The organism is Motilimonas sp. E26 (genome assembly GCF_021278025.1).
Classification (GTDB): Bacteria; Pseudomonadota; Gammaproteobacteria; order Enterobacterales; family CBDFNC01; genus Motilimonas.
In genome coordinates, this window is the sequence record NZ_JAIBHJ010000025.1 from 39,439 (window position 1) to 62,058 (window position 22,620).

The following is a 22,620-nucleotide window of genomic DNA, read 5'->3' on the forward strand; positions in this document are numbered from 1 at the left end:
TTATGCTCCTGTTTGAGTGGCTTTGTTTAGTGTTGGCAAGTCTATTTGATGGTCAAACAAGCCTTGTAGGCTGGCATCGTGACTGACAAAAATTAAACTAATATCCGTTTCAACACATTCGTTAAACAATAACTTGATGAAAGATTCTCTGGCGTCGGTATCAAGAGATGAGGTGGGCTCATCTGCAATAATAAATTCCGGCTTACCAATTAATGCTCTCGCTGCTGCCACCCGTTGTTGCTGGCCGATACTGAGTTCAGTTACTTGGCGATGAATTAACTTGTTTGGTATTTCAAGATGACTCAGTAAGCGTTTTGCCTCTTGCTCTAATGAGCCGGAGCTGGCCAATGCTTTGTCCTTTCGTGCTTTGGAAAAGAAACATGGTAGCGTTACATTTTCAATCACACTCAAGTAAGGCAGTAGATTAAACTGCTGAAAAATATAACCTAAATGATCAGCTCTAAAGTGATCTTTTTGGCTCCCTTTCAGCGCTGTCAGCTCTTTATCCAACATCGAGATGGTTCCGCTATAGGGTTGGTTAATCCCTGTCATTAGGCCTAGTAGTGTGGATTTTCCACAACCACTGGGGCCTTTCAAAAATACTTTATCACCTTTGTTAATACTAAGGTGATCTATCTCAATAGTGAGCGGTTGGCTTTTCAGCCAACCGAACTTGAGATCCTGAATAGTTAAAATAGGTAATTTATTCATGGATACTGAGCTGATGCTCCCTTACCAAGTTAATGAGTGATCTTTCGGCGTCAGAGTTTTAGCCATTTGTTGACTGTTGATGATACCTTGGATTTGCACTTTTTCGGTTAATGAGAAATGGTCAAATAAACTAAAAGAAAGAGATGATATTTCGTCAGGGTTAGCACATTCAAAGTGATAGCTTACAGTGACGTCAGAGTGAGCATCCTGATGCTCGTCTTCATGATGCTTATCGTCGTGATGCTCGCCGTCATGATGTTCGCCGTCGTGATGCTCGCCGTCATGATGCTCGCTGTCGTGATGTTCGTCGTCATGATGCTCGCCGTCATGATGTTCGTCGTCATGATGCTTGTCGTTATGCTTCTCTGGGCTTAGGTTCATCGTGAAAAGTTCACTGTCGATATTGTGCTCTGTCACTTTACAACCTGCCGCGTCGGGTAAGACTAAAATATGCTTTGGTTGTGCGAGTAGAGATGCCACTTCAGCCAGTTTCTGCTTTTGCTCGTCATTTTTCGCCTGATGTTCAAAACCGAGTAAATTGGCCGCGGGCGACATCCAGTCAAAAGCGAGCTCATTACCTTCGAGCACTAAATCAATGTTAGCTGCGCCATGCTCGTGACTGCCGTGGGCGCGGTGTTCATGATCGTCCGCCAATACGTGACTACTGATGCAGGCTAATGCGACAAAACTTAATGAACCGATTTTTTTTAAACGAAATTGCATGTTAAACACCTTAATAAATGGTTTTCATAGTATGTAATAGATAAAAGCATTGATGATATTACGTTTAATAAGGTGGTGCGCGTGGGCCTGCTGCATAAAAGGGGCTAGAAGACGCGGTGGCAGGTATTCGAGTGATATACAATAACAGGGTGATGGCCACGAGTGAAATGGCTATCGGTAAATTAGCTGAAGTATATTGTTTTGCATGAATGCAAAGTGCACAAGAAGCATCATTTAATGTGTTGATTTCACTTAAATGGTCGTGTTGCCAGTGCAACGCAAGTACCCCTTGGCCAAGCAGCCAAAGGGTTAAACAAAGCATAGATAACACACGCTGAGACGACGGCAAAAAAGTCCCTACAAAGCTAAATAACAAACGAGTGTTATGTTATATCAACCTGTCTGAAGTTTTTACTATTTATTCGACCTTTTTATCCAACCACTAGGGTCTGTTGATCTTTGATGGTTAATTTTTGTTCGAGAGGGGAGACCTTGTCTAAAAGCGTTTTGAGCAAGGTAAGCAGTGTGTAGCTTAGCATTCTAAGTAAATACTGCTCAACGATGGTCAAAACGCTTTTAGCCGAATCAGTGGGACAGCGTTTGTTGGTCATTTCTACCGCGTTAGCGCCTGTTCGCGTAGATTACTATGCCACAAGGTGCTGGCCACAACGAACGTTTTGTATGAATTACCAGCAAATCGCTGTAAAAACCAGCACAAAAGTTCAACAGACCCTAGTAAACTGCGGATTATCAATTTGGGCCTGTATTACAGAGCGCTAATACAACGGTTCACTGACCATGGGAGTTTGTGTGGTCATCATTTCTTTTAATAGTGCAGGTGAGCCAGTTAATAAGGTGTGTTCATTATTATCTATCACTACTGGTGTGCCACTTGCACCACTACGGGCTTCAATGGTCAACCAAGCGGGTGAAGCACTGCCATTGCTGTTAGCGGGATAAACCAGAAACATACGGTAATCTGGCGCAATCTGGCTAATCAAGGTTGCCAATAGTAACGCGCGTTCATCGCTGTCAGCCACGTTTTCTAATAACACGGTGAGCGGAGGGGAAAAGCGGTCATGGTGCTCCTCAGCATTAGGAATATTGAGTAACCAACTCTGCGCATTTTGAATTGAGATCGATGCGCCTTCATGGGATCTTAACTGCTCGGCTAAGCCGCTAAATGACTGGCGATAGCTGTAAAATATCTGTGAGTAATTTGGCCTAATGCAAGGGCCATCTACCTCATTTTGCGTCAAGCAAGGGCTAACTCTTAAAAAATTAAAGGCGTCATCTTGGTATTGATAGTAAGCTTGCCAAAACAGAGTTGATTCTGGGCTGGTATCCTTGACAGAAAAAGCATGTTCGATGCTAACAAATTTTGTCGCATGTTCGGGCGATACTGAATTTATGCTATCTAGTACATGCATCAGCCGTGGACCAATATAACCATGTAAGGCTCGGATAGGGGCGTTGAGGGTAAAATTAATTTTTTGTTGGTCCTGCACTCCTTGTTTCACCTGATTGCGGGTAAATAAGGCTTGCACTACTTGTTGTTTCCCAGATTCATTCTGCCAAAACCAATCCAGTTTTAACGTCGCTCCGTCATTTTCTTGGGGAAGGACAGCATATGCCTGAGTGGATATTAGCAGTGTTAGCAAAGTTAAAAGTTGTTTCATCATATCCACCTTATAAAACTTACCCTGCTTTAACAAATAGGACAAAAACTCGATCTAGATCAAATTTTTTATTGTATTTTTTTCTAAGTAAATGGAATAAATTTTGCTTCGTAAAATGGCTTCTAGCACGAATAAAGTTACTAACAAAAGAGTTGGGCTAATGAAATATAAACAATGGGGCTGCTTGCTTTGCTGCCTGCAAATATTTTTTCCGGTGTTAGCTGGAACGGTGACAGTGCAAAAAAGCACCGAACAAAAAACCGACCCATGGACGCTTAAGCAGCAAATTTTGGCTGATCATCAATGGCGTGAACAGCTTAAAAACCAACAAGGGCTCAACTGGTTATATCAGTTACCTGTGGGTTGTGTGCGCTGGCCTAAACCGCAGCTGTTCTACCAATGTAACGACCTATTTTATCGCCCTTATCATGGCGCAGGGGCGTCGATGTTTATTCAAATCGATCCGCCGGAAAGTATGGTTCCTGTTGATCCTATTAAGCCTCCTAGACAGGGGAAAACCGAAAAAGGGCAATTAAAGCCCTAGGCCAATGCTGTTTTGACTGTGCGTTAACTCGGTTTAAGTTATGGGTGTTCTAGCCTTAGTTTTGTGGTTACGTTAACATGCTTTCAATGGAGCCTAAGTCGTTACTGGGCTCAATAAATTAGACAGAGAGAGCAGTATGCACATTCATATTCTAGGCATTTGCGGCACCTTTATGGGGGGGTTAGCTATTTTGGCCAAGCAATTAGGGCACCGGGTAACGGGCTCGGATGCTAATGTTTATCCGCCGATGAGCACACAACTTGAAGAGCAAGGCATCGAGCTCATTCAGGGTTATGACCCATCTCAATTGAACCCAACGCCAGATTTGATTGTCGTTGGTAACGCCATGAGCCGAGGCAACCCTTGCGTTGAAGCCATGCTTAATCTTAACTTGCCTTACATTTCTGGACCGCAATGGCTGAACGAATTTGTGCTCAAAGATAAATGGGTGCTAGCAGCATCAGGTACTCATGGTAAAACCTCTACTTCCAGCATGTTGGCTTGGGTATTGGAGTTTGCAGGGATGGCTCCGGGTTTCCTTATTGGCGGCGTACCAGAAAATTTCGGTATGTCTGCTCGTTTGGGCGACACGCCATTTTTTGTGATTGAAGCCGATGAATATGACAGTGCTTTCTTTGATAAGCGCTCGAAGTTCGTTCACTACAAACCGCGCACGCTGATTATTAATAACTTAGAATTTGACCATGCGGATATTTTTCCTGATTTGGCCGCTATTCAGCGTCAGTTTCATCACCTTGTCCGTCTTGTTCCGCAACAAGGGCAAATCATTTATCCAACCCAAACACCAGCCATTAACCAAGTATTAGAGCAAGGATGCTGGAGTGAGTTGCAAACATTAAATGGTGATTGGTCAGCGGAAAAGGTGATTGCTGATGGCACCGTATTCGATGTTTTTTATCAACAGCAACTACAAGGGCGCGTGAGCTGGTCTTTATTGGGAGATCATAATATTGCTAATGCGTTAGCCACCATTGCCGCAGCGAAACATGTTGGCGTGTTGCCTGAACACAGTATTGCGGCGTTAGGTGAGTTTAAAAATGCCAAACGTCGAATGGAGCTAAAAGGCGAGGTGGCCGGGATTAAGGTTTATGATGATTTTGCCCATCACCCCACAGCAATCAAAACAACATTAGCAGGACTGCGGGCTAAGGTCGGTAAAGGGCGTATTTTAGCTGTATTAGAGCCGCGCTCCAACACCATGAAAATGGGCACTCACCAACATGAATTAGTCACGTCATTACAAGCCGCAGATATGATCTATTGCTTGCAGCCAGAAGGGCTTAACTGGTCATTACCCGCATGTTTTAGTAATAGTGATACCCCCGCCATCATTGAATCTGATCTCAGAGCCTTACTTGAACATATACTGTTACAAGTAAAATCAGGAGATAGTGTATTAATCATGAGTAATGGTGGTTTTGGTGGTATTCATCAGCGGTTGATTGAGCGACTGGCTCAGCGAGAGGAGTTATAGTGAGACAATTTAACGGTAGCTTAACATTAGGCTTAACCGGTGCCTCTGGTGCTGCTTATGGCACCAGACTATTATCTGCTTTAGTTCGGGCGGGTTACCAAGTGCATTTTTTAATGTCTGACGCGGCTAAAATTGTGGTGCGTACTGAACTAGAAGAAGTTTGGCCTGATGAGCCACAGGCATTAGCGACGCATTTAACCGAGCAGCATCAAGCTCAGCCGGAACAAATTAAGGTCTGGGCATCGAAAGATTGGTTTTCTCCCGTCGCATCAGGCTCAGGCGCACCTAAAACCATGGTTATTTGCCCCTGTAGTGGCGGCACGTTAGCAGCAATCGCTCACGGCTTATCCGATAATTTAGTGGAGCGCGCGGCCGATGTTATTTTAAAAGAGCGTGGGCGGTTAATTTTGGTGCCACGTGAAACGCCATTTTCGACGCTACATTTGCAGAATATGCTGAGCCTATCGCAAATGGGGGTCACTATTATGCCAGCTGCGCCAGGTTTTTATCATAAACCAAGCTCAATAGATGAGTTGCTCGATTTTATGGTGGCGCGAATTCTTGACCATCTTGGCATTGATAATAATGCCAGCCAGCGTTGGGGCTGTGAGGATTAGCGAAGCGTTAAATTGAAGAAAAAAAAAGCTGCCGAAGCAGCTTTTTTATTATGTATTACTTAGCAGTTGGTCTTAAGATTGCGGTGATGTAGTTATAAACAAACTCTATCACTTTTTCTTGCGACGGATTGCTAGGCTGATTGATCATTTGAATGATCATATAGCCACAACCTGTTAATGCTCGACAAAACTCATCGACGGTTAAGCTGCACTCAAAGGTGTTGTTATCAAACCCAGGTTTAATGACTTTTTTCATTAACTCAGTGTTATGCGCCAGCAATTTGAGATAGCGAGGCCAGATTTCTTCACGAACTGAAGAACTCCATTCTAACCAAATGTGGGTATAATCGGGTTTGGTATATGCTGCTTCTACTACAAAGGCAATGTAATCGTGGATGGTTTCCATCGGATCTTTACTTTGCACGAATGCGGCAGAGGCAATACCTCTGAAATAAAGCTCTACTTCGGTGAGTACAGCATTTACTAGGTCTTCTCGGGTGTTAAAATAGTTAAACACCGTGGCGACTGATACTTGGGCTAACTCAGCAATTTCAGCGTGGCCTGCACGTCCGATTCCTCGTTTAGAGAAAACTTCAAGTGCACATTCCATGAGCTGTTTGCGGCGGGCTTCCGGTGCCAATCTTGTTCGGCGTCTAAATTCTGCGCGTGGTTCCATGATATTGTCTACTGTCTACTGCTGTTATTATTATGAAAATATAATTTTATTTTATACGGCGGAAGACTATCATTTACGGCCATATTAGTACACTCAATAGACTGTAAAATTACATTTTCAGTATATTAAAAACGCATAACTCAGAATAATTCGCTACTTGAGTTTGAACTCACCGAGTTTTGTTAGTTACTAATTTATTATTAACTGTGTTATTAAAAAAGCAATATTTAGGAATCGAATATGAAACATTCAGTAGAAGTTTTAATCTCTGAACAAGATGTGCAACAACGCGTCAGTGAAATGGCAAAAGAAATAGAATTAAAATACAAAGATACTGAATGCTTAGTCATGATCGGTTTGTTAAGAGGCTCTTGTATTTTATTGGCTGATTTAAGCCGAAAAGTAAACTTGCCCGTGCAGTTAGACTTTATGACGGCATCAAGTTACGGTAATAAAATGGAAAGTTCACGTGAAGTAAAAATCAAAAAAGATTTGGATGATGAAATTCGTGGCAAAGACGTGCTGATTGTTGAAGACATCATTGATACAGGTTTTACTTTAAACAAAATTCGTGAAATGTTGCTGATGCGTGATCCTGCGTCGCTGACTATCTGTACCCTGTTAGATAAGCCTGTCCGTCGCCAGGTAGAAGTACCTGTTGACTGGGTTGGCTTTTCAATTCCTGATGAATTTGTGGTGGGCTACGGTATCGATTACGCACAAAAATATAGAAATTTACCTTTTATCGGTAAAGTGGTACCTGAATAATAGATACTATATAAAAGAGTTTAACCGCTCAAATCGAGGTACCGTAATTCACTCATTATTAATAAAAGGATGACTTGGTTGAACGCGATTGAAATTAAAAATTTAATAAAAATTTATAAAGGTGGTAATACTGCTTTAAAGGGAATTAGTTTAACCGTCAAGCAAGGCGACTTTTACGCTTTGCTCGGTCCTAATGGGGCAGGTAAATCGACAACTATTGGTATTTTAAGTTCACTAGTGAATAAAACTTCAGGAGAAGTGAAAATATTTGGTGACGATATAGACACGCACCTTGAAGATGCCAAACGCCATATAGGTTTAGTACCTCAAGAATTTAATTTCAATCAGTTTGAAGCGGTTGAACAAATACTAGTAAATCAAGCTGGCTATTATGGTTTGCCCCGCAAGGAAGCGTGGCAACGCGCTGAAATCTGCTTAAAGCAGTTAGACTTGTGGGATAAGCGTAAACAGCAAAGTCGTACCTTATCGGGGGGAATGAAGCGTCGTTTGATGATAGCGAGGGCCTTAATGCACCAGCCTAAACTGCTGATTTTAGATGAGCCAACCGCCGGTGTGGACATTGAACTAAGACGCTCAATGTGGGTTTTCTTGCAGCAGCTAAATAAAGAGGGGATTACCATAGTGTTAACCACTCACTACTTGGAAGAAGCCGAAACCTTGTGTCGAAATATCGGCATCATTAATCAAGGTGAGCTGATTGAAAATACCAGTATGAAGTCGTTGCTTGCTCGTATTGCAAAAGAGACCTTTGTGCTCGACACCAGTACTTTGCCTGAACAACTGCAGTTAGGTGAAGAGTTTACTCGCATAGATGAGCACACTTTAGAAGTGGAAGTGCTGAAAGATGAAGGACTTAATGCCACCTTTGCAAAGCTTACCGAGCAGGGAGTTCAAGTATTAAGTATGCGCAATAAGAGTAATCGGCTGGAAGAGCTATTTGTTGAACTGGTACAACAAGGAAGTCACTAAAATGAAAGGTCAGCTGTATTTCACTGCTTTTAAAAGTATCTTAATTAAAGAAATCTATCGTTTTACACGTATTTGGGTACAAACCTTAGTGCCGCCAGCGATCACTATGAGCCTTTATTTCGTTATTTTTGGTAACTTGATTGGCTCTCGCATTGGTGAAATGGGGGGCGTGAGCTACATGTCTTTCATTGTACCGGGTTTAATTATGATGTCGGTAATCACTAACTCATACTCGAATGTAGCTTCTTCATTTTATAGTGCTAAATTTCAGCGTAATGTCGAAGAGTTGCTGGTGGCGCCTGTACCAAATCACATTATGATTTTGGGTTACATCGGTGGTGGTGTGGCTCGTGGACTATTAGTCGGCTTGATTGTGACCTGTATTTCGCAGTTTTTTGTTACCTTACAGATCCACCACTTCTTTACATTAGTTGTTACTGTACTCTTGACGTCCATTACCTTTGCCTTAGCAGGATTGATTAATGCTATATTTGCAAAGAGCTTCGATGACATTAGTATCATCCCTACGTTTGTGCTCACTCCGTTGACGTATTTAGGCGGCGTATTTTACTCAATCAGTATGCTGCCTGATTTTTGGCAAGGGGTGTCTCAGCTTAATCCAATCGTTTACATGATAAATGCTTTTCGCTATGGCTTTTTGGGTGTATCAGATGTCTCTGTTTGGGTCTCATTGCTAGTGATTTGCAGCTTCATTGCTGTGTTTTATAGCGTCGCATATTATTTAGTAAACAAAGGCATAGGGTTAAGAAGTTGAACGAATTGGGTAATTCTCGTAAGGTTGTTTCAAATCAAGTTGGGCTTAACGAACAGCTTGAAACGGTAGTACGAAAGCATTTAACAACTGACTTTCAAAAACCATATCAAGAGCACACGTTAACTGCATTTAATGCGTTAGCACAGCAATTAGCAGGCGATAGCCGGCCGATTATTTTTGACTCTTGTTGTGGTGTTGGTGAAAGCACGGTGAAAATTGCGCAAATGCATCCTGACGCGGTGGTGATTGGCTTAGATAAGTCAGCTCATCGTTTGGCTAAAACGCCGATCAGCTTGCCTGACAATGCGGTATTGTTACAAGTTGATTTGAATGACTTTTGGCGTTTAGCGGTAGAAGCTGGCTGGCAGCTAAGTCATCATTACTTACTCTATCCAAACCCCTGGCCAAAAGCGAAGCACTTTCAACGTCGTTGGCATGGCAGTTCGGTGTTCCCTTACATTCTCAAGCTTGGCGGTAAGTTAGAGGTACGCAGTAATTGGCAAACCTATGTTGATGAGTTTGCGGCATCGTTAGGGATCGCAGGCTTTGAAACTAAAGTCGAGCAATATCAAAGTGAGGAAGCAATTACGCCATTTGAGCGAAAATATTGGGCCAGTGGCCAGGATTCTTGGCGGTTACAGCTGCATTTGTAATTTTTCATAGGCAATAAAAAAGGACGAGTTATCGTCCTTTTTTATGCATCGTAAAGCTGACAGTTTATGCAACTTGGATAGGAACGTCTTTACTCGTGCGCACTATGTTATTTTGCGCATCTAGGTAAACTAAGCTTGGCTTATGTTGCTTAATTTCAGCATCGTCCATTGAAGCGTAAGTACAAATGATCACGCGATCACCTACTGCTGCCATACGGGCTGCTGCGCCATTAACTGAAATGATCTTCGAGCCACGCTCACCTACGATGGCGTAAGTTGAAAAACGCGCACCATTTTCGATGTTATAAATTTCAATTTTTTCGTACTCAAGAATACCGGCCGCTTCCATAAAATCTTGGTCGATAGCACATGAGCCCTCATAATTAAGCTCTGCGTGAGTCACACGCGCTTGATGCAGTTTGCCTGTTAACATTACCTTTTGCATGGCAATTTTTTCTCCGTGTTCAACTCAAATGAATTAGGGCCTATTTGAGCGGTGCAATATAAAATAAATTGTCTAAGGGTGCAAATTTACTGTGCGATTATCAATCAACCTTGCCTTGCCTAAAAAGGCTGCCATCAGTATTACAGCTGTGTTACTTGTGGCGGACAGTGGCAGCAAAGAATCAGCATCGACAATATCAATTTGATCTGTTTTAAACCCTTTAGCATCGAGTTGCTTGCTAAATTCGTTGACTAACCCAGACACATCACGCTCACCTGCCGTTATTTTATCAGCAATGGCCTGCATAACTTGATGTAAATAGGGCGCTATCGCTAATTCTTCAGGAGTAAGGTAACCATTGCGCGAGCTAAGGGCTAAGCCAGACTCGGCGCGGACTGTCGGCACGCCGATAATTTCAATCGGCAAAGCAAGATCGGTGGTCATTTTTCGGATCAAAGCCAGTTGTTGGAAATCTTTTTCGCCAAAACAGGCTACATCTGGCTGGACGATATTAAACAATTTGGTAACCACAGTGCTAACACCGCGAAAATGGCCTGGCCTGAGGGCGCCTTCTAGCAATTCTGATATACCTGGCACGTGCACATAAGTATGCTTTTCCATGCCTTGTGGGTATATAACTTCTGGCGTTGGCGTAAAGAGCAAATCGGCGTGGTTAGCCACTAACAACTGCGCATCTTGATCTAGGGTTCTCGGGTAGGCTTGTAAATCTGTGGCATTATCAAATTGCATCGGATTAACAAAAATACTCACAACTACTTTGTCAGCGTGTTGCTTCGCAGTGTTCACTAAGGTGAGATGACCTTGATGCAGGTTTCCCATAGTGGGTACAAACGCAACTGTTAGCCCTTGTTGGCGCCACTCGTTTACCGTGGCGCGAATTTGCTCGATATTATGGGTGATGTCCATGTATTAATGCCTAATAAAAACTGTGCTCTTGAGCGGGGAACTCACCACTTTCAACTTGGCTTTTGTACAAAGCCACAGCTTTTCTAATATCGCCAGTTTCAGAGAGAAAGTTCTTTGAAAACTTAGGGCAAAAGCCTGCTGAAATACCAAACGCATCATGCATCACGAGAATTTGTCCATCGGTAACGTTGCCCGCACCGATACCAATAACGGGAATGCTCAGAGCTTGAGTAATTTTTTCAGCAACGGGAACCGGTACACACTCAAGTACGAGTAATTGTATGCCTGCTGCTTCTAGTGCTAATGCGTCTTGCAACAGCTGTTCGGCTTGTTCTTCGTCACGCCCTTGTATTTTATAACCGCCAAACACATTCACCGATTGTGGCGTTAATCCCAAGTGACCACAAACAGGTACACCACGCAGGGTAAGGCCGGTAACGGTTTCAGTTAACCATTGTCCACCTTCAAGCTTAACCATATGGGCACCCGCGCGCATAAGTTGCGCTGAGCTAGCATAAGTTTGCTCTGGGCTTGAGTAAGTCATAAAGGGTAAGTCAGCAACCACTAACGCTTTTTCTGCACCCGCTTTAACGGCACGCGTGTGATAACAAATATCGTCAATGGTGACGGGCAAAGTAGAGTCATGCCCTTGAAGTACCATCCCAAGAGAATCCCCAATCAGTAATACCTGAATGCCTGCTTGATCAAATAGGCTCGCAAAGCTGGCATCATAGGCGGTAATGCAGGTGATTTTTTGCTGCTCTTGCTTCATTTTCAATAGGCGGGATGCGGATATTTTACTCATCTTGTCTCCATTACGCTCAGCCAGGATAAAAGCTAACTGGTCTGATAGATTTCTAAGCCATTTCTGTCACATTGAGCAGCAAGGCTGATTAGACTTGCGCCACATGGTAGCATAAGCTGCGGCGCTATCTCTAAAAGGGGGTATATTACAAACTCTCGCTGTTTCATGCCATAGTGCGGCACTGTTAAACGCGCGTTATTAATGTTTTCTTGACCATACAACAGAATATCGAGGTCTAGGGTGCGAGGGCCCCAGCGTTCATTTTTACGCTCGCGACCGTGTTCTAGCTCAATTTTTTGCAGTAAATCCAGCAAGGCAAGAGGGGGAAGTTCAGTTTCTAGTGCGATAACGCCATTAATATAGTCGGGTTGATCTTGCGGTCCCATTGGCGCGCTGCGATACAAGCTAGAAACAGCCGTAATGTTTAGCTCTGCAGTTTGTTTAAGCACGGCTATGGCGGACTGGGCTTTGCTCACGGGATCGCCCTGATTACTGCCCAGAGCGATATAGCAAAGTTTGGTCGTGCGGGTCATGATGATGTTGGCCTAGGTTTTTTTTTGTAATAACGACGTTTTTTAGTCGCAGGTTTACTTAATTTAGCCACCATCGAGCGTTTGCCGTCTTCATCTTGCTCTTGGAAATCGGTCCACCATTCAAATAGCTCAACCAACTCACCACCTTCGTTGTCGGCACGAAGTTGTAAGAAATCGTAGGCAGCACGAAATTTAGGATGATGGAAGATGCGGTAAGCATGTTTGCCATAACGCTTTGACATCCGCGTTTGCAATACCCAAATATCCCGCATGGTCGAGGTAAAGCGTTTTGGTATTGCCACACTTTTCACTTGGAAATCGAGTACTTCGTTCATTGCCATTAAAAACGCGTCGTTAAATGGCAGACCACTTTCAGTTAAAATTTCTTGGGTCTTTTGTTCGACTGGATACCATAAGATAGCGGCATACAAGAATGCAGGCGTGACGCGTTTGTCGGCTTTAATTCGCTCATCAGTGTTGGCCAGTGCCGCGTGGATCAGTGCTTCTGACTTAGGATCGTCACCATTAACAAAAGATACTGGGTAAAGCTGTTGTAATAGCTGGTATTGCTGCAGCATTTTATAAGTTGCTAAACCTTGGCCTGATAACATCAGCTTTAAGCTTTCTTCAAATAAACGGGCAGGTGGAATATCTTTCAATAGCGGAGCTAACTTTGTAATGGGGGCTTTGGTTCGCTCACTAATTTCCATCTGTAGTTTTACCGCAAAGCGCACTGCGCGCAGCATGCGTACGGGGTCTTCACGATAGCGAGTTTCAGGATCGCCAATTAATTCAATGCGGCGGCATTCAAGATCGTCTAGGCCATGACAAAAATCACGTAGTGAGAAGTCGGCTATATCATAGTAAAGCGCATTAACGGTGAAATCACGGCGTTCAGCATCTTCTTCTATTGAACCATATACGTTGTCACGTAGCAGCATGCCTTCTTGAGATTGAGAAGAAGTATTCTTTTCCGTTTCTTCGTCACTGTGATGGCCGCGTAAGGTCGCCACTTCAATAATGTCGCGGCCAAATAGTATATGGGCTAGACGAAAGCGACGACCGACTAAGCGGCAGTTTCTAAATAATTTTTTAACCTGTTCCGGTGTTGCATCGGTTGCGATATCAAAATCTTTTGGTTTTAACCCGAGTAATAAGTCGCGAACACCGCCACCAACTAGGTAAGCTTTGTGGCCAGATTTATGTAAGCGATACAATACTTTCAATGCATTCTCACTGATGTCATTGCGTGAAATGCTGTGTTCACTGCGATGAATAGAGGTGCTATTGGTCACAGGCACACTTGCCTTTACCTTTGCTTCTTTTGGCGTGGCAGGTTTGGTTGTAGTTGGGGTGTTTGCTGACGCAGCTGGAGTTGTGCGCGGTTGAGATTTTTTACCCAACACTTTTTTGCAAAATTCTTTTATACGCTTAATGGTCTATGTCCTCTAGATCGCGCTGATATTTTAGGCGCCTATAATATGCAAGGGTTAAGTTAAACACAACTTAACTCCGTATTTGTTCAGTATTCGCTTGGCATATTTACAACATTCGTGCAGTTCTTTTTATGCAAGCAACCTTAAGTTGGCTTATTAACTGAGTATTATTTCATCTTGGTGCGCAACTTTATCCAACGACCAATGAGCAATCGCCCAATCTAGCAGGGTTTGTTGACCACTTGATTGCAGTTCTGGTGGTGGTTGTTGGCCAAGAAATGCAAGCGCTTGCCAAGTTGTTAAGGTTACATCTAAGTCTGAAATGGCTGGTGCGTGATTCTGTTTCGACAGTTTAAAGCCTGGCTTTGTTACTGCTAAAGGTAAATGTACATAGTCAGGCACGGGCGCATTAAGTTGTTGCATTAAGCCAATTTGTCTTGCTGTTGGCAGCAGTAAGTCTGCGCCTCTGACAACTTCGGTAATGCCTTGCTGAATGTCGTCTAAAGTAACCGCTAGGTTATAGGCAAACAAACCATCTTTACGCTTAATAATAAAATCTTCCGTTGCCATGTTGTGCGGAATCGTCACTTCACCTTGTAATTTATCATTAAACGCGGTGATGCCCTTATCGGCTTGTAAGCGAATAGCGTGTCCTTTAGCGCCTAGGCCAAGGTGGCGACAATGGCCCAAATATAGACCACCTTGTTGTTTAATCTGCGCTCGGGTGCATTGGCAAGCGTAACATAAGCCCCGTTGCTTTAGCTCTGCTATCACATCCTCGTAGTAGTCAGACTGCTGGCTTTGATACCGTACTTCTTGATCCCAATGTAAGCCATATTGTTCTAAACTCCGCAAAATGGCTTGATCTGCGCCAGCTACTTCACGCGGTGGATCGATATCTTCTATCCGTACCAACCAAGTGCCTTGCTGTGACTTGGCTTGTAAATAGCTACCGAGAGCAGCAATCAGTGAACCAAAATGCAACGGCCCTGAAGGGCTAGGGGCAAAGCGGCCAATATAGTGATTTGGGACGCAGTGTGGGGTTGGGGGGGTCATTAGAAGTATTTATACACGCATTAAAGTGAACAAAAGGGGCCGAAGCCCCTTCAATTTCAACTAAGGGGGGATTAACCCACCAATTGACGTTCTTTGATTTCTGCAAGGGTCTTACAATCAATACATTGATCGGCTGTCGGTCTTGCTTCTAAACGGCGGATGCCAATTTCGATGCCACAGCTGTCGCAGTAACCGAAGTCGCCATCTTCAATTTTTTGCAACGTTTTCTCAATTTTCTTGATCAACTTACGTTCACGGTCACGAGCACGTAATTCAAGACTGAACTCTTCTTCTTGTGCTGCGCGGTCTACTGGATCAGGAAAGTTAGCCGCTTCATCTTTCATATGGCCAACAGTGCGGTCCACTTCTTGTCTTAACTGGTTGCGCCAAGCTTCTAGAATGACTTTAAAGTGCTCAAGTTGAGCGTCATTCATGTATTCTTCGCCAGGCTTTTCCTTATAAGGTTCAAGCCCAGCAATAGCTAATACGCCCAGTGTTTTTTTAGCCTTGCCTTCTGGCATGACGTTTCTCCTTTTTCACACTTAACTAGTGATGGAAGCAAAAATAAGGCGGCTATCTATAGCAAAATAGCTGACTTGGATCAATTGCAATTTATATTTATTTGCTCAAGCTACAATTAATCCTAGGTTTTACTGCCAATTACACATGACGAACTCATCAATCTTGTTGGTTATTTAACCAAACTAGTTTTTTATTAAGATAAAGCTCTGTGGCAGAGAGTTCAGCCTGATAGACTAATATTTCTACGCCAGCCAGCTGTGCTTCATTGATCAACTGATTATAGATGGGATCTATTTGTTTTGCCGCACTGACGGTTTTTATCCCTGAATGCATTACTGCAAATAGCAGCACTGCACGTGCGCCAGTTTGTTTGATGGCCATCAGCTCCCTTAGATGTTTTTGTCCGCGCGGCGTCTTAGTATCTGGGAACCAGCCGTTTTCTTGATCCAATAAGGTGACGCTTTTTACTTCCACATAGCAATCTGCTAGCTCATCATCGTTTAGTAGAAAGTCAATACGGCTATTCTCATCGCCATATTTCACTTCTGCTTGAATGGTTGAATATTGCGCGAGTTCGGGAATGCGCTGTTCAAGCAACGCTTGCTTTACAATTTGGTTCGCTCTTTGGGTGTTTACACAAATAAGCTGGCCAGTTTGGGTTTGGCTTAACTCCCAGCTATAAGCATATTTTCTTTTACTGTTGTCAGAATAACTTAGCCAAATAGTGTCACCCGGCGAACCACAGTTAGTCATGGCTCCTGTATTAGCAATGTGTACCGTGACTTCGCGGCCATCTTCTAGTATGACATCGGCTAAAAAACGTTTGTAGCGCTTAACTAATGTGGCGGCTTGTAATGGCGGGGTAAATTGCATGTATGCTCCACTGGCGATGGTAGATGGCAGGCAGGGTAAAGATCTTTCGTTATTGAGGCAATTTTTTTAAAGAGATAAATAAAATAGAGGGCGGGTTAGAGTTTTTAGTCAAGGGCGCTTGCGTTAAGATAGTGCCAGCTATTATCTAACTGCGGTCGTTGTTGTGTTGCCCATAGAAAGTATATTTCCAGTCTTACAGTCTAGCTTATCTAGTCATCAGCAAATTATATTACAAGCGCCAACGGGGGCGGGGAAGTCGACAGCATTACCTTTATTCTTATTAAATCTTACGTCCCATGTTCAAGGTAAAATTATCTTGTTAGAGCCTCGTCGGCTTGCAGCAAAAAATATTGCTTATTACCTGGCTGAGCAGCTTAATGAAGAAATCGGTGATTCAGTGGGTTATAGAATGCGTGGTGAAACGGTTGTATCAAAGCATACGCGTTTAGAAATTGTCACCGAAGGTGTGCTCACTCGAATGCTACAGACAGATCCTGAACTGACTGGGATAGGGATGGTGATCTTTGATGAGTTCCACGAGCGTAACTTACAGGCAGATCTAGGTTTAGCGTTATGCTTGGATGTACAAGCTGGATTACGTGACGATCTACATATATTAGTGATGTCAGCGACATTGGATAACCAACCCCTTACTGAGTTAATGCCTGACGCTAAGGTGTTAACTTGTGAAGGTCGTATGTATCCGGTTGAGCTTCATTACCGGAGCCCGAAAAACCAGTATATAGAGCAAGATTTAGCGCTGTTGATCAAACAGATCGTTGCCAATGAAAGCGGTAATATTTTGGTTTTTTTAGCGGGTAAAAAAGAAATTGTTAACCTCGCTAAATTGTTACAGCAGCAAGAATGGCAAGACGTGAATATTTGCCCTCTTTATGGCGCGATGCCTCTCAATGAACAACGTCTTGCGATTGCTGAGCCACCAGCGGGTCAGCGTAAAATTGTGCTTGCTACTAATATCGCAGAAACCAGTTTAACCATTGCTGGCATCAGTGTAGTGGTGGACTCGATGCGCGAGCGGCGCTTAAAACTTGATCACAAAACCGGCATTGGCACCTTAACCACACGTTTGATCAGTCAAGCGGCTGCTACACAGCGTATGGGGCGAGCAGGGCGGATTCAAGCAGGTAGTTGTTATCGACTGATCAATAAAGAAATGTATGCGAGTTTAGAGCAATACAGTTTACCTGATATTATGGTGGCTGATTTGAGCGCTCTGGTGTTAGAGCTAGCGGGTTGGGGCGTGCAGCAAGCAGATGCGCTATCTTGGTTGACTTTACCGCCTGAGCGCAATTGGCAGCAAGCCGTTAACATACTCAATCAACTTGGCGCCCTCACGCCAGCGGGCCAGTTAACGGCTCATGGTCAAGCCATGTTAGCTTTTTCTGGCTCGCCGCGCGAAGCACATATGTTATTGGCCGCTAAGGAATTAGAGCAACAATTTAATCTGGTTGGCTTTACTGCGTTAGCAGCAAAATTAGCGGTTTTATTAAACCAGCAGCAAAGGGAATTTGATTTATCCCGCGCAGTGGAATCAAAGTTTAATAGGGTCGACCAGCAGCAGTATCTGCAAACCTTGAACAAGTTAGATTTAGTCCCCCCTGCGGCTTTACCCGTGGCATTAACAGGCTTGGCTTTGGTGCTGGCTTATCCTGATCGCATTGCTCGTAAGCGAGCGGGGACGAATAGTGACAATTGGCTACTTAGTTCAGGTTTGGGCGTGAAACTTTTTTCCGAGCAAAGCTTGTTTAATCATGAGTGGTTGGTGATCCCGCAACTTGGCGGTGTTGGCAAACAACAAGCGTTACAGGCTTTTACGGCTGCTCCTCTTGAGCTGTCAACCCTCAAGCAATATCAGCCACATTTATTCAACACGCATCAAGAGGTGTGTTGGGACAGCAGTAGTAATAAGGTAAAAGGAACGAAGCAGGAGCGTGTAGGGTCGATTGTATTAAGCAGTCAACCGCTGACAAAAATCAACGCTGAGCAGCGCTCCCAAGCATTGCTGCAAGGTATACTCGCTTTGCCCGAATTGCCGTTAAGCAAGGCTGCGTTAGCTTATATCGGGCTGGTTGAATATGCGCGGGGATTAATGCCTGAATTAGCGCTGCCAGTGCTCAATCAAGACAGCTTACGTCAGAATATTGATGCTTGGTTAGCGCCTTATATCACGGAGCTCACCAGCTTAGAGCAAGTGAAAAAATTGGACATGTTAAACCTGATTAAACAAAGGTTAACTTGGCCACAACAACAAGCTTTGGCAGACTACTTTCCGCACAGTTACACTACGCCAGCTGGCTCCACGGTAAAAATAGAGTATGAGGGAAATAAGCCCCCTGCTATAGCGGTAAAAATGCAGCATATGTTTGGCTTAAGTGACACCCCAAAAATAGCCAATGGTCGTGCTGCAATCACAATTCTGTTATTGTCTCCGGCGGGTCGACCTCTGCAAACTACTCAAGACTTAGCGGGCTTTTGGCAAGGCAGTTATAAAGACGTGCAAAAAGAAATGAAAGGACGCTATCCCAAGCATTATTGGCCTGATGATCCTCGTTCCGCGCAGGCGACCACTAAAACCAAAAAATTCATGAATTCAGAGCAGTAATATGGCTACTCCAAAAAAAACAACGCTTCGAGCGCCGCGTAAGCGCAGTAAAAAAAAGCCAAAATCGAAATTTAATCGACAAAATATTTTTGCATGGTTTTGGAAAACAGGGCTTAAATTCAGTCTAGTGATGTTTGCTGGTGTGCTGATTTATGGCATTTATCTTGATAGCAAAATACGTACTCGAATGGATGGCCAACTGTGGCAACTTCCGGCGCAAGTCTATGCGCGCCCGTTAACCTTGTATCCCGGCATGGCGCTCGATAAAAGTGAAATGATCGCTGAGCTTAAGTTACTTAATTATCGCTATGTGCAATCACCGCGTCGAGCAGGGGAATATGCTCAATCAAAAACACGCATTGAGGTTGTGCGTCGTGGTTTTGTATTTAAAGATGGGCCGGAACCAGAAAAACGCATTTTGATTGAATTCAACGGCGCCACGGTGAGCACCATTACCTTGGTCGAAACTGGTCAAAAGCTTGGCTATGTTAGGCTTGAGCCATTGTTAATTGATCGTATTGGCACCAATAATGCCGAAGACCGCATGATGGTCACGCTAGATAAAATGCCTGATTTATTAATTGAAACCTTAACGCTGGTTGAAGATCGCGACTTTTATCAACATCAAGGCGTTTCTGTGATGGCCATTTTACGTGCCATGGTGGCTAATGTTCGAGCAGGGCAAACGGTGCAAGGCGGTAGTACTCTTACTCAACAGTTAGCCAAAAATATCTTTTTAACACGTCAGCGTTCATTGCTACGCAAAGCTCAAGAAGCTTATATGGCACTAATCATTGATTTTCGTTATGACAAAAATCGTATTCTTGAGGCGTATCTAAATGAGGTTTACCTCGGTCAAAATGGCGCCAATGGTATTTATGGCTTTGGCTTAGCAAGTCATTTCTACTTTGGTCGTCCTGTGTCTGAGTTATCTGCCGGCCAAATTGCGCATCTAGTGGCATTGGTTAAAGGCCCTTCTTACTATGACCCGTGGCGCGCACCTGAGCGTTCACTCGCAAGGCGAGACCTTGTGCTTAAGCTAATGGCTGATAATGACTTAATTGAGCGCCATGAATATGATGTTGCTTCTTCGGCGGATATTGGTGTGATTAAACGCGGCGCGATGGGTAAGCAAACGGCGCCAGCATTTTTATCTTTAGTGCGGCGTGAGCTGGAAGAAAAAGTGGGCGGCACAGACGTGATTCAATCTGGGGTGCGGGTTTTTACTTCTCTTGATCCTGTGGCGCAAGCCAGTGCTGAAAATGCTTTAGCCCAAGGTTTAACGGATATAGAAAAGGCGCGTAAGTTATCGGGACTTGAAGGGGCGATAGTCGTTTCAGACAAACGCAAAGCGGAGTTGATTGCGGTTGTGGGTGGCCGAGATGTGAAATATGCCGGATTTAACCGTGCCATGGATGCGGTGAGGCCGATAGGATCATTAGTAAAACCTGCCGTTTACGTTACTGCACTTGAGGGAGATTATAATCTTGCCTCTATCTTAAAAGATAAGCCGATTAAATTAAAAAATAAGTCTGGCAGCGTTTGGGTACCAAAAAACTATGATAAGAAATATCGCGGCAGCGTGTCGTTGCATGATTCTCTGAGTTCATCACTGAATATTCCGACTGTTAATCTTGGTGTAGCTGTTGGCTTAGATAACGTAGTGAAGACCTTAAATAAGATGGGCTTAGATAAAGTTGTTAAACCTTATCCTTCTTTGGTGCTCGGCAGTGTTTCAATGTCGCCTATGGCCGTTAACCAAATTTATCAAACTTTAGTTAGTCAAGGTCTCTACCAACCTCTTGTCACCATTAGAGCGGTTACAGACGGTGCCGGAAAGGTGATCTATGAAAAAAATGAGCGTGCTAAACGGGTACTTGATAAAGCTGCCAGCTATCTAACCTTGTACAATCTTGAGGAAGTGACACAAACCGGCACTGCCAAAAGCCTAACCTGGCGTGTACCCAAAGTGAAATTGGGCGGTAAAACGGGCACCACTGATGAGCTGAGAGACAGCTGGTTTGTGGGCTGGGATGACCGAGACCTTGTTTCTGTTTGGGTTGGCCGTGATGATAATAAACCCGCAGGGCTAACTGGATCGAGTGGTGCGGTGCCTGTATTTGCTTCTTACATGAAACAAAGACAAGGCAAGAGTAGCCAATTAGAAATGCCAGACAATGTCGTGATGGGGCGGTTCATTGCTAAAACGGGTCAATTAGTCAATGATACATGTGACAACGTGATTAAATTACCTGTTAAAAAAACGCAACTAGTATCACAAAAAGGCTGTACTAAACAAAATATCAAAGAAATTCCTAGTTGGTTAAGTAGAATTTTTGGCTAGTGATCTTATACTTAGTAATCTCCGATGTACTTAAAACAATAAAATGGCAGGAACAACAATGAATAGAAAATTACTTTTAGCAACCGCTGTTAGTTCAGCATTATTAGTTTCTGGCTGTTCTTCTACAGCATCAGTTGGTGAACACGGTAATAGCAATCCGCCACCAGTTATTTGTGCCATCTTAGGTGGTGGTGTGGGTTATGCTATCGCTGCTGGTTTAGATTTTTCCGGTACCGGTGGCGTTGCGACCACTGTGATGACAGCTGCGCTAGCGGGTGCAATGTGCTACGATGGTGATGATGATATGGATGGCGTGACCAACCGTAATGATCAATGCCTAGATACACCTGCTGGCGATGTTGTTGACGAAGTTGGTTGTACCGTAGTAGAGGAAGTTGAAGTAATTGAAGAAGTTGCTTTCTTCGTTCCTTCACAGTGTAAGAATTACGTACAAGCTGTTGATGGCCGCGTTGTTGGTTTTACCCCGTTAAAATTTGCATTTGATAATTACGAATTAAGTCGTGGTATGAAACACCACATGAGCTGTGTAGCCGATGCAATTAGCCAAAATGGCTTGAACATTGAACTACAAGGTAACACTGATAGCTCAGGTACCGAGCGTTACAACATGTGGTTAGGTGGCAAGCGTGCAGAAGCTGCGTACAACTACATGACTTCTGTTGGTACTGACGCGTCAGCGTTAAGCACTAAGAGCTTAGGTGAAAGTAACCCAGCTTCAAGCAACGATACATCAGAAGGTATGGCGGATAACCGTCGTGTTGATTTTGTTATGAAATAATACACCTTCATTAGTAAAAACCGCCAGATGGCGGTTTTTTTATGTCTAAAATATTATTTGAAGCGACTAGCTTTAAGTTAGGGAATTATAAGCGCGCTTTCATCACTAAAAACAACATTCTGCTGCGCTCGGCTTGTACAGAACTAAGATAATATGGCAAAGCAAAATAGTATTTTTAGTAGTGCCCTATATATTGTGATATTGGTTGAACTTATGTCTCTACACCGTTTACGAACGATTACCTCTTCACAATATATGGCGGCCTATTTTTTACTCGCTGTTTAAACTAGCCCTTGTTCCCCTGAGCCTTGTAATTACTAAAGAACCTGAGTGCTTCTGGATAAGCAAGACAGCTATTTCTTGCAAAAACGCGGTAAATAGACCCAAGCAAGACCTAGAGAATAACGGTGAACTTTGTTTCTTGAGATTGTTCGGGTATACATCTCTTTACGCTTGCATCCCTGAACATGACATTTCGCAGTAAAATTACTGTATCCGCTCGTAATTGGCTTAAGCAAAACTGAGGCTAAATACAGTTTTCTTGAAGCCATCCCTAGGGCGTGTTGATCTTTCGCGATGGATTTTTGAGCAGCATGGTAAAGGGTTATAATTTGCTTCGCCAAAAG

Annotated in this window: 23 protein-coding genes and 1 pseudogene; 10 read left to right on the top strand and 14 right to left on the bottom strand. The window is 43.6% G+C overall.

Features of this window, described 5'->3' with window-relative positions; all coding sequences use genetic code 11:
• The 4 genes from K1M91_RS17145 to K1M91_RS17160 all read right to left on the bottom strand — a co-directional run bounded on the left by K1M91_RS17145 (position 1) and on the right by K1M91_RS17160 (position 3,116).
• Positions 1–696: an ABC transporter ATP-binding protein gene (locus K1M91_RS17145; protein WP_232803506.1), complete on the bottom strand. Its 696-nt coding sequence runs from the start codon at positions 694–696 to the stop codon at positions 1–3.
• A 36-nt stretch (positions 697–732) separates the two neighbouring features.
• Positions 733–1,434 (bottom strand): DUF2796 domain-containing protein, encoded by a 702-nt coding sequence (locus K1M91_RS17150; RefSeq protein ID WP_232803482.1) that lies wholly within the window; start codon positions 1,432–1,434, stop codon positions 733–735.
• Between the two features lie 64 nt (positions 1,435–1,498).
• Positions 1,499–1,783 (bottom strand): hypothetical protein, encoded by a 285-nt coding sequence (locus K1M91_RS17155; protein WP_232803483.1) that lies wholly within the window; start codon positions 1,781–1,783, stop codon positions 1,499–1,501.
• A gap of 427 nt (positions 1,784–2,210) precedes the next feature.
• On the bottom strand, positions 2,211–3,116 hold the full coding sequence (locus tag K1M91_RS17160; protein WP_232803484.1) for a hypothetical protein: 906 nt from the start codon (positions 3,114–3,116) through the stop codon (positions 2,211–2,213).
• A 157-nt stretch (positions 3,117–3,273) separates the two neighbouring features.
• On the opposite strand from K1M91_RS17160, the gene K1M91_RS17165 reads away from it, so the two are divergent.
• The 3 genes from K1M91_RS17165 to K1M91_RS17175 all read left to right on the top strand — a co-directional run bounded on the left by K1M91_RS17165 (position 3,274) and on the right by K1M91_RS17175 (position 5,769).
• The gene (locus K1M91_RS17165) at positions 3,274–3,657 is read left to right on the top strand and encodes a hypothetical protein (protein WP_232803485.1); all 384 of its coding nucleotides are present in this window, start codon (positions 3,274–3,276) and stop codon (positions 3,655–3,657) included.
• Between the two features lie 136 nt (positions 3,658–3,793).
• Positions 3,794–5,152, top strand: a complete 1,359-nt coding sequence (mpl, locus tag K1M91_RS17170) for a UDP-N-acetylmuramate:L-alanyl-gamma-D-glutamyl-meso-diaminopimelate ligase (RefSeq protein WP_232803486.1) — start codon at positions 3,794–3,796, stop codon at positions 5,150–5,152.
• Positions 5,152–5,769 carry a flavin prenyltransferase UbiX gene (locus K1M91_RS17175; RefSeq protein WP_232803487.1) on the top strand — a complete coding sequence of 206 codons (618 nt, stop codon included), beginning with the start codon at positions 5,152–5,154 and terminating at the stop codon, positions 5,767–5,769. Before mpl ends, K1M91_RS17175 begins: the two co-directional genes overlap by 1 nt.
• Positions 5,770–5,824: 55 nt before the next feature.
• Here the strand turns inward: K1M91_RS17175 and K1M91_RS17180 are convergent, their stop codons facing one another.
• On the bottom strand, positions 5,825–6,445 hold the full coding sequence (locus K1M91_RS17180; protein ID WP_232803488.1) for a TetR/AcrR family transcriptional regulator: 621 nt from the start codon (positions 6,443–6,445) through the stop codon (positions 5,825–5,827).
• Between the two features lie 240 nt (positions 6,446–6,685).
• Here K1M91_RS17180 and hpt point away from each other — a divergent pair, with 240 nt between their 5' ends.
• The 4 genes from hpt (at position 6,686) to K1M91_RS17200 (ending at position 9,631) form a co-directional block, all read left to right on the top strand.
• Positions 6,686–7,213: a hypoxanthine phosphoribosyltransferase gene (hpt, locus tag K1M91_RS17185; protein ID WP_232803489.1), complete on the top strand. Its 528-nt coding sequence runs from the start codon at positions 6,686–6,688 to the stop codon at positions 7,211–7,213.
• Between the two features lie 69 nt (positions 7,214–7,282).
• The gene (locus K1M91_RS17190) at positions 7,283–8,203 is read left to right on the top strand and encodes an ABC transporter ATP-binding protein (protein ID WP_232803490.1); all 921 of its coding nucleotides are present in this window, start codon (positions 7,283–7,285) and stop codon (positions 8,201–8,203) included.
• A gap of 1 nt (position 8,204) precedes the next feature.
• The gene (locus K1M91_RS17195) at positions 8,205–8,978 is read left to right on the top strand and encodes an ABC transporter permease (RefSeq protein ID WP_232803491.1); all 774 of its coding nucleotides are present in this window, start codon (positions 8,205–8,207) and stop codon (positions 8,976–8,978) included.
• Positions 8,975–9,631, top strand: coding sequence for an SAM-dependent methyltransferase (locus K1M91_RS17200; protein ID WP_232803492.1), 657 nt, complete (start codon positions 8,975–8,977; stop codon positions 9,629–9,631). The genes K1M91_RS17195 and K1M91_RS17200 overlap by 4 nt, the downstream gene beginning before the upstream one ends.
• A 64-nt stretch (positions 9,632–9,695) precedes the next feature.
• Here K1M91_RS17200 and panD read toward each other — a convergent pair whose 3' ends face one another.
• From panD to sfsA, 8 genes are all read right to left on the bottom strand, one after another.
• Complete coding sequence (panD, locus tag K1M91_RS17205; RefSeq protein ID WP_232803493.1) at positions 9,696–10,076, bottom strand: aspartate 1-decarboxylase; 381 nt, start codon at positions 10,074–10,076, stop codon at positions 9,696–9,698.
• 72 nt (positions 10,077–10,148) lie between these two features.
• On the bottom strand, positions 10,149–11,003 hold the full coding sequence (gene panC / locus K1M91_RS17210) for a pantoate--beta-alanine ligase (protein WP_232803494.1): 855 nt from the start codon (positions 11,001–11,003) through the stop codon (positions 10,149–10,151).
• Between the two features lie 10 nt (positions 11,004–11,013).
• Positions 11,014–11,808, bottom strand: a complete 795-nt coding sequence (gene panB / locus K1M91_RS17215; protein ID WP_232803495.1) for a 3-methyl-2-oxobutanoate hydroxymethyltransferase — start codon at positions 11,806–11,808, stop codon at positions 11,014–11,016.
• A gap of 32 nt (positions 11,809–11,840) precedes the next feature.
• A complete protein-coding gene (folK, locus tag K1M91_RS17220; RefSeq protein ID WP_232803496.1) occupies positions 11,841–12,341 on the bottom strand; it encodes a 2-amino-4-hydroxy-6-hydroxymethyldihydropteridine diphosphokinase in 501 nt (166 codons plus the stop codon).
• Positions 12,338–13,636, bottom strand: coding sequence for a polynucleotide adenylyltransferase PcnB (pcnB, locus tag K1M91_RS17225; RefSeq protein WP_303511573.1), 1,299 nt, complete (start codon positions 13,634–13,636; stop codon positions 12,338–12,340). Before pcnB ends, folK begins: the two co-directional genes overlap by 4 nt.
• 297 nt (positions 13,637–13,933) lie before the next feature.
• Positions 13,934–14,833, bottom strand: coding sequence for a tRNA glutamyl-Q(34) synthetase GluQRS (gene gluQRS, locus K1M91_RS17230; RefSeq protein WP_232803497.1), 900 nt, complete (start codon positions 14,831–14,833; stop codon positions 13,934–13,936).
• A 71-nt stretch (positions 14,834–14,904) separates the two neighbouring features.
• Complete coding sequence (gene dksA, locus K1M91_RS17235; protein ID WP_232803498.1) at positions 14,905–15,354, bottom strand: RNA polymerase-binding protein DksA; 450 nt, start codon at positions 15,352–15,354, stop codon at positions 14,905–14,907.
• Positions 15,355–15,511: 157 nt separating this feature from the next.
• Positions 15,512–16,228, bottom strand: a complete 717-nt coding sequence (gene sfsA, locus K1M91_RS17240; protein WP_232803499.1) for a DNA/RNA nuclease SfsA — start codon at positions 16,226–16,228, stop codon at positions 15,512–15,514.
• 163 nt (positions 16,229–16,391) lie between these two features.
• Between sfsA and hrpB the strand changes: the two genes are divergently transcribed.
• The 3 genes from hrpB to K1M91_RS17255 are packed head-to-tail and all read left to right on the top strand — an operon-like array spanning position 16,392 to position 21,994.
• Positions 16,392–18,851: an ATP-dependent helicase HrpB gene (hrpB, locus tag K1M91_RS17245; RefSeq protein ID WP_232803500.1), complete on the top strand. Its 2,460-nt coding sequence runs from the start codon at positions 16,392–16,394 to the stop codon at positions 18,849–18,851.
• 1 nt (position 18,852) lies between these two features.
• The gene (mrcB, locus tag K1M91_RS17250; RefSeq protein WP_232803501.1) at positions 18,853–21,195 is read left to right on the top strand and encodes a penicillin-binding protein 1B; all 2,343 of its coding nucleotides are present in this window, start codon (positions 18,853–18,855) and stop codon (positions 21,193–21,195) included.
• 58 nt (positions 21,196–21,253) lie between these two features.
• Positions 21,254–21,994, top strand: coding sequence for an OmpA family protein (locus K1M91_RS17255; RefSeq protein WP_232803502.1), 741 nt, complete (start codon positions 21,254–21,256; stop codon positions 21,992–21,994).
• 353 nt (positions 21,995–22,347) lie between these two features.
• On the opposite strand, the pseudogene K1M91_RS17260 reads toward K1M91_RS17255, so the two are convergent.
• A pseudogene (locus K1M91_RS17260) lies at positions 22,348–22,620 on the bottom strand (hypothetical protein); the annotation flags it as partial.